The sequence below is a fragment of the Rhodococcus sp. NPDC058532 genome (assembly GCF_042719255.1).
In the GTDB taxonomy this organism is placed as follows: Bacteria; Actinomycetota; Actinomycetes; order Mycobacteriales; family Mycobacteriaceae; genus Rhodococcus_G.
Genome location: NZ_JBHXNU010000006.1, coordinates 265,880 through 272,165, shown reverse-complemented (window position 1 = coordinate 272,165; position 6,286 = coordinate 265,880). Strand labels below are relative to the sequence as shown.

The window sequence follows — 6,286 nt, the reverse complement described above, 5'->3', positions numbered from 1 at the left end:
TACATTACTTGTTCGGGAGCCCCGGAACTTGACCCCTTTTGGGGGGTTGGGTTCCGGGGCTTTCGGCGTTTTCGGGGGTGGGTCGCCCGGTGGGGGGGTGGGTGTGTGCACGCGGCAGAAGCCGTGTGCGCAGGGGGGATGTCGGGTTCGCGGGGGTGTTGAGCGCGGAACACGGGTGTGCACGCGGCAGAAGCCGTGTGCACAGGGGGGATGCGGCGTCCGCGGGGGCGTTGAGTGCCGAATACCGGTGTGGGCGCTGCAGAAGGTATGTGCACACGGGGAATGCGACGTCCGCGGGGGTGGTGAGCGCCGAATTCTCGTGTGCACGCGGCAGGACCTGTGTGCACACGGATTCTGCGGCGCCCGCAGGCGGGGTTCGGTGTCGAACGCTCGTGTGCACTGCGCTAGGAGGCTGTCCGGATTGCCGCGTTGAGTGGCGGGAGCGGCGCTGGGCGCGGATACTGACGTCACCGTCCGCCGTGAGAGGGTCCGAGATGACGATGACGTCGAGGTCTGCCAACAGGACGGCGCCGCTGATGCCGCCCACGCGTGACTTTCTGATGTGTCCACCAACGTACTTCGACGTCGAATACCGGATCAACGAGTGGATGGACCCCACTGTGCCGGTGGATCGTAGCGTTGCGGAACAGCAGTGGAATGGTCTCGTCGAGGCGTATCGGGCCCTCGGGCACCGCGTGCATGTCATCGATCCGGTCCCGGGACTGCCCGACATGGTGTTCGTGGCCGACAGCGGCGTTGTCGTCGATGGTGTCGCGCTGGGTGCGCGCTATCGCAGCGAGCACCGCGCACCGGAGGCCGCGCATGTGATGCGGTGGTTCGAGTCGCACGGACTGCGGACTCCGACGCCGTCCCGCTTCGTCAACGAAGGCGGCGGCGACTTTCTTGTCGTGGGCGACATGATCTTCGCCGGCACCGGATTTCGCACCGACCAACGCGCCCACTCCGAGGCGGAGTGGCACCTTGGTCGACGAGTCGCCACCCTCCACCTCGTTGACCCCCGGTACTACCACCTCAACACGGCGATGGGCGTCCTCGATGATCACACGATTGCCTACCTTCCCTCCGCGTTTGACCCACGCAGCCTTGCACTGCTCCGGGCTATGTTCCCCGACGCCGTCATCGCCACCGAGGACGATGCTCGCTGGTTGGGTCTGAACCTGGTCAGCGACGGACACAATGTGGTCCTGAGTGCACAGGCAACGGCACTCGCGGCGCGACTGCGTGGTCGCGGCTTCGATCCCGTGCCGATCGACATGTCCGAGTTCCTCAAGTCCGGCGGCGGAATCAGCTGCTGCACACTCCAACTGGACGGATGGAGTCGCGGGGCGCAGCCATGAGCGGGTCCCTTCGAACGTCCGCTGAGTTGCAACGCGCCGAGCGACACAGTGCGCACAACTACCGTCCGCTCCCTGCGGTCCTTGAGTCCGCGCAGGGCGCCTGGGTGCGCGACATCGACGGTGTCGACCACCTGGATCTGCTCGCGGGCTACTCGGCGCTGAACTTCGGGCACCGGCACCCGCGGCTCGTCGAGGTCGCCCAACGGCAACTGGGTCGACTTACTTTGACCAGCAGAGCATTTCAGCATTCCTTGTTTGCGGACTTCTGTGCCGCGGTGAGCGGGCTGTGCAACAAGGACGCGGTCCTGCCGATGAACACGGGTGCGGAAGCCGTCGAAACGGCTATCAAGCTGGTTCGCCGGTGGGGATACGAGGTGAAGGGTGTCCCGCCGGGTCGGGCGGAGATCATCACGTTCGATGGGAACTTCCACGGCCGCACCGTGACGATCGTCGGATTCTCCACCGACCCCGCGGCCCGCGATGGATTCGGGCCCTACCCGCGTGGGTTCGTGTCGGTTCCCTACGGTGACATCGCGGCGGTCGAGCAGGCCGTCACGCCCAACACCGTCGCCGTATTGATTGAACCGATCCAGGGTGAGGCCGGAGTGCGGGTGCCGCCGCCGGGGTATCTCACCGAGGTTCGTGCACTGTGCGATGCGCAGGGCCTGCTGATGGCGGCGGACGAGATCCAGAGTGGGCTCGGCCGGACCGGCGACACGTTCGCCTGCGACCACGAGGGTGTCGTCCCGGACCTCTACATCCTGGGAAAGGCGTTGGGTGGCGGGATCGTTCCGGTGTCTGCGGTCGTCGCGGATTGGCCGGTGATGAGCGTGATCGGGCCGGGTCAGCATGGCAGCACGTTCGGCGGGAATCCGCTGGCCTGCGCGGTAGCCACCGAAGTGGTGCGCATGCTCGAGACCGGGGAGTTCCAAAGGAGGAGCGCCGAACTCGGTGCCCATCTGCATTCGCTTCTCGCCCAGCTACCTGTTGGTGCCGTTGCGGGTGTGCGCGGTCGGGGGCTGTGGGCAGGGGTGGATCTCACGCCGGGTGGACCGCCCGCGCGGGAGGTGTGCGAGCGGTTGCTGTCCCGCCGGGTGCTGGCCAAGGACGCCCACGAGGGGACACTACGGCTTGCCCCGCCGCTGGTCATCGAACGCGACGAGATCACCTGGGCAATAGAGCAGTTGGAGTCGAGCTTGCGCGAGAACCGGTAGCGTCGAGGCCCCGCACCCGGATAGGTGCGGGGCCTCGACGCTGGACTCGGGCGGTTCCCTGCTACTTGCCGCGAATGGCGTCGAACACCTTCGGGTCGACGAGGGTGGAGGTGTCCCCCAGGTCGCGGCCCTCGGCGACGTCGCGGAGGAGGCGTCGCATGATCTTCCCCGACCGGGTCTTCGGCAATTCGGGCACCACGGTGATCTGGCGGGGCTTGGCGATCGGCGAAATCTCGGTCGACACCTGTGCTCGGAGTTCGGCGATCAGCGTCTCACCGGTATTCGCGGCACCCTCGCGAAGGATCACGAATGCGACGATGCCCTGCCCGGTGGTCTCGTCCGCGGCACCGACGACAGCGGCCTCCGCGACCGCGTGATGCCCGACCAACGCGGATTCGACCTCGGATGTCGAGATCCGGTGCCCGGACACGTTCATCACGTCGTCGACACGGCCGAGCACCCAGAGGGCGCCGTCGTCGTCGTACTTGGCGCCGTCACCTGCGAAGTACCAGCCCTCCGCGGCGTACCGGGACCAGTAGGTGTCCCGGTAACGCTCCATGTCGCCCCAGATGCCGCGGAGCATCGACGGCCACGGCTGGTCGAGGACGAGGTAGCCGTTCCCCCCGGGGCCGAGGGGGTGGGCCTCGTCGTCGACGATCTTCGCGGAGATCCCCGGCAGCGGCGCCATCGCCGAGCCTGGCTTGGTTGCGGTGACGCCGGGAAGCGGGGAGATCATGATGGCGCCGGTCTCGGTCTGCCACCAGGTGTCGACGATCGGGGCGGAACCGGCGCCGATGACGTCGCGGAACCATCGCCATGCCTCCGGGTTGATCGGCTCACCGACGCTGCCGAGCAGTCGGATGCTCGAGAGGTCGTGCGCGTCGGGGATCTCCCGGCCCCACTTCATGAATGTCCGCACCAGCGTCGGGGCCGTGTAATAGATGGAGACGCCGTACTTTTCGATGATGTCGAAATGCCGGTGCTCATTCGGGGAGTTCGGCGTCCCCTCGTACACGACCTGCGTGACGCCGTTGCTCAGCGGGCCGTAGACGATGTAGGAGTGCCCGGTGACCCACCCGATGTCGGCGGTGCACCAGTACACGTCCTTGCCGGGCTTGTGGTCGAACACGTTGTGATGTGTGTAGGACGCCTGGGCCAGGTACCCGCCGGACGTATGGATGATGCCCTTCGGCTTCCCGGTGGTGCCGGAGGTGTACAGGATGAACAGCGGGTGCTCCGCGTCGAAGGGCTGCGCCTCGTGCTGATCGGAGGCTCGGTCGACGGTTTCGTGCCACCACAGGTCCCGGCCCGAGACGACGTCGACGTCGATTCCGGTCCGCTTGACCACCAGGACGTGCTCGACCGATTCGGCCCCGTCGACCGCTTCGTCGACGGCCGGCTTCAGTGGTGCGGCCTGACCGCGCCGCCACTGCCCGTCGACGGTGACGACGAGCTTCGCCTGTGCATCATCGACGCGGGAACGCAGGGCGGTCGCGGAGAATCCGGCGAACACCACCGAGTGCGTCAGCCCCAGTCGCGCGCAGGCGAGCATCGTGACGATCGCCTCGGGAATCATCGGCATGTAGATCGCGACGCGGTCCCCGGCGACCAGACCCAACTCGGTGAAGGTGTTTGCCGCCCGCGACACCTCGGCGAGCAGGTCGTTGTAGGTCAACGACCGGGAGTCGCCGGGCTCGCCCTCGAAGTGGATCGCGACCCGATCCCCGTTGCCTGCGAGAACGTGTCGGTCGACGCAGTTGTAGGCGACGTTCAGGGTGCCGCCGACAAACCACTTCGCGACCGGGGCGTCGGACCAGTCGAGGACCTGCGTCCACGGCGTTGCCCAGTCCAAGCGTTCAGCCTGGGTGGCCCAGAACGTCAACCGGTCCGCATCCGCGGCCGCCTGCAACTCCGGGCCTGCGTTCGCCTGCGCGGCGAACTCCGGGCTCGGCGGGTAGATCTCGGCCCCGTGCTCGGCGGCGTTGGTGTCGGCGGTGCTCGTCATGTCGCCCGTACCCTCGTTTCAGTGTCGTGATGCGTTCATCGGCGCAGTTGTGAGGGTAGTCACATCCCCTCATGGGTGCACCGTTGCATCGGGTTGCAACCCCGGTTCCTGCGGCGACCGGTCGCCCGGGCGCGACCGGCGGTGGTCGCGTGCGACGAGTGGCGGCGCGTCGGCTGCGGTCTTGCCTGGCGAATGCTTCGGTGGTGCCATGCATCAGCACATGAATGTCCTCACGCTCGGGGTCGCCGATGTCGCTCGATCACGGGACTTCTACGTCGGTGGCCTGGGGTGGCACGCCACCCTTCTCGTGGAGGGGGAGGTGATGTTCCTCCAGGTCGGTGGCGGTGTTCTGCTCGCGTTCTGGTCGCTCGACGCGATGGCGCGGGAGGCGGGGCCGACCGCAGCGCCGGTCGTCGGTGGTACGCGGGCCGCGATCACACTCGGTCACAACGTCCCCGACGAGACGGAAGTGGATGCGGTTCTGACCGCGGCAGTCGAGGCGGGAGGGGCGTTGCTGGTTGACGGTGCCCGACGCGCGTGGGGTGGCTACAGCGGATACTTCGCGGATCCCGACGGCTACCGCTGGGAGATCGTGCACAATCCCGGCCTGGTGGTGCATCCCGACGGGCGGGTCACATTCGACCCGTCCTGACGGCGCCGCCCGCGCCGCTACGGGTAGCGTCGACCGGTGTGAACGACCCTCTTCAGCCCCTGGTCGACCTGCCGGGTGTTCGTGACGCCGCCGACCGGGCTCGTGACGCGCTCGGTGAGGTTCATCGGCACAAGAGCAATCGGCGGGGATGGCCGACCACCGCCGCTGAGGCGTCGGTACGGGCCGCCCGGGCGTCGGCCTCGATCGACGGCGGAAGCACCGAACTGCCCGGAGCAGGTGAGGCGGGGGATCCGGTGCTCACCGGTGCGTTGCGGGTCGCGCAAGCGCTGGACGGTGACGCGTTGACGACCACCGTCGCGACCTGGCAGCGGGCGCCGCTGCAGGCGTTGGCGAAGCTGCACCTGCTCGCTGCCGCCGGGCTCGTCGCCGGGGACGCGGACCTCGGGCGCCCCCGGTCCGGACCTGGCGTCGGCGAGCGATTGGATCTGCTCGCCCAACTCGTGACCGGCGGGACGACGGCGCCAGCGCCGGTACTCGCCGCGGTTGTGCACGGTGAACTGCTGGCGCTTCGACCGTTCGGTGCCGCGGATGGAGTCGTCGCGCGTGCGTCGTCCCGGTTGGTGGCCGTCTCCACCGGGCTCGACCCGCATAATCTCGGTGTTCCCGAGGTCAGTTGGTTGCGTCGGCAGCAGGCGTATCGGGATGCGGCCGACGGGTTCGCATCGGGTACCGCCGAGGGAGTCGGCGGCTGGGTGATCCTGTGCTGCGGCGCGCTCGAAGCCGGTGCCCGGGAAGCGCTTTCCATCGCGGAGGCCGCATCAGGCTGAATCGGGTTGCGTGACAGTGGGTGCCGCTGCTGTTCCGAACAGCCGCGGACTGCACCGCGAAGCGGGCGGCGCTGCCGACTGTCGCCGACCTCGCCGCCCGCTAGCACGGACCACCCGGTTACCAAGCGTGCAAATTGGCCTGTGTTCCGGCCTCGGCGTCGGCTCAAGTACCGCCGGTTCGCCTCCGCAACTTGTGCAAGGTTCTCGCCAGCGTGTGCCCGAGTCACGCAGGCCCACAACGACTCTGCCCTTATAGTGGCTTGCGCTCC

General features: G+C 67.9%; 5 protein-coding genes. 4 read left to right on the top strand and 1 reads right to left on the bottom strand.

Translation table 11 applies throughout. The features are described from left to right. The first annotated feature begins 494 nt into the window (after positions 1-494). Positions 495-1,358, top strand: coding sequence for a dimethylargininase (ddaH, locus tag ACFWQG_RS10450; protein WP_378507538.1), 864 nt, complete (start codon positions 495-497; stop codon positions 1,356-1,358). Continuing rightward, the gene (rocD, locus tag ACFWQG_RS10445; protein WP_378507537.1) at positions 1,355-2,572 is read left to right on the top strand and encodes an ornithine--oxo-acid transaminase; all 1,218 of its coding nucleotides are present in this window, start codon (positions 1,355-1,357) and stop codon (positions 2,570-2,572) included. The genes ddaH and rocD overlap by 4 nt, the downstream gene beginning before the upstream one ends. Positions 2,573-2,633: 61 nt before the next feature. Here rocD and acs read toward each other — a convergent pair whose 3' ends face one another. Continuing rightward, positions 2,634-4,577, bottom strand: coding sequence for an acetate--CoA ligase (gene acs / locus ACFWQG_RS10440; RefSeq protein WP_378507536.1), 1,944 nt, complete (start codon positions 4,575-4,577; stop codon positions 2,634-2,636). Between the two features lie 208 nt (positions 4,578-4,785). Here acs and ACFWQG_RS10435 point away from each other — a divergent pair, with 208 nt between their 5' ends. Further along, entirely contained in the window at positions 4,786-5,229 is a 444-nt protein-coding gene (locus tag ACFWQG_RS10435) for a VOC family protein (RefSeq protein WP_378507535.1), read from the top strand. 38 nt (positions 5,230-5,267) lie between these two features. Then, on the top strand, positions 5,268-6,017 hold the full coding sequence (locus ACFWQG_RS10430) for an oxidoreductase (RefSeq protein ID WP_378507534.1): 750 nt from the start codon (positions 5,268-5,270) through the stop codon (positions 6,015-6,017). Positions 6,018-6,286: the final 269 nt, after the last annotated feature.

Excerpts from the sequence above, each read along its gene's own strand:
- rocD (WP_378507537.1), top strand. The coding sequence starts at position 1,355 with ATGAGCGGGTCCCTTCGAACGTCCGCTGAGTTGCAACGCGCCGAGCGA.
- ddaH (WP_378507538.1), top strand. The coding sequence starts at position 495 with ATGACGATGACGTCGAGGTCTGCCAACAGGACGGCGCCGCTGATGCCG.
- ACFWQG_RS10435 (WP_378507535.1), top strand. The coding sequence starts at position 4,786 with ATGCATCAGCACATGAATGTCCTCACGCTCGGGGTCGCCGATGTCGCT.
- acs (WP_378507536.1), bottom strand. The coding sequence starts at position 4,577 with ATGACGAGCACCGCCGACACCAACGCCGCCGAGCACGGGGCCGAGATC.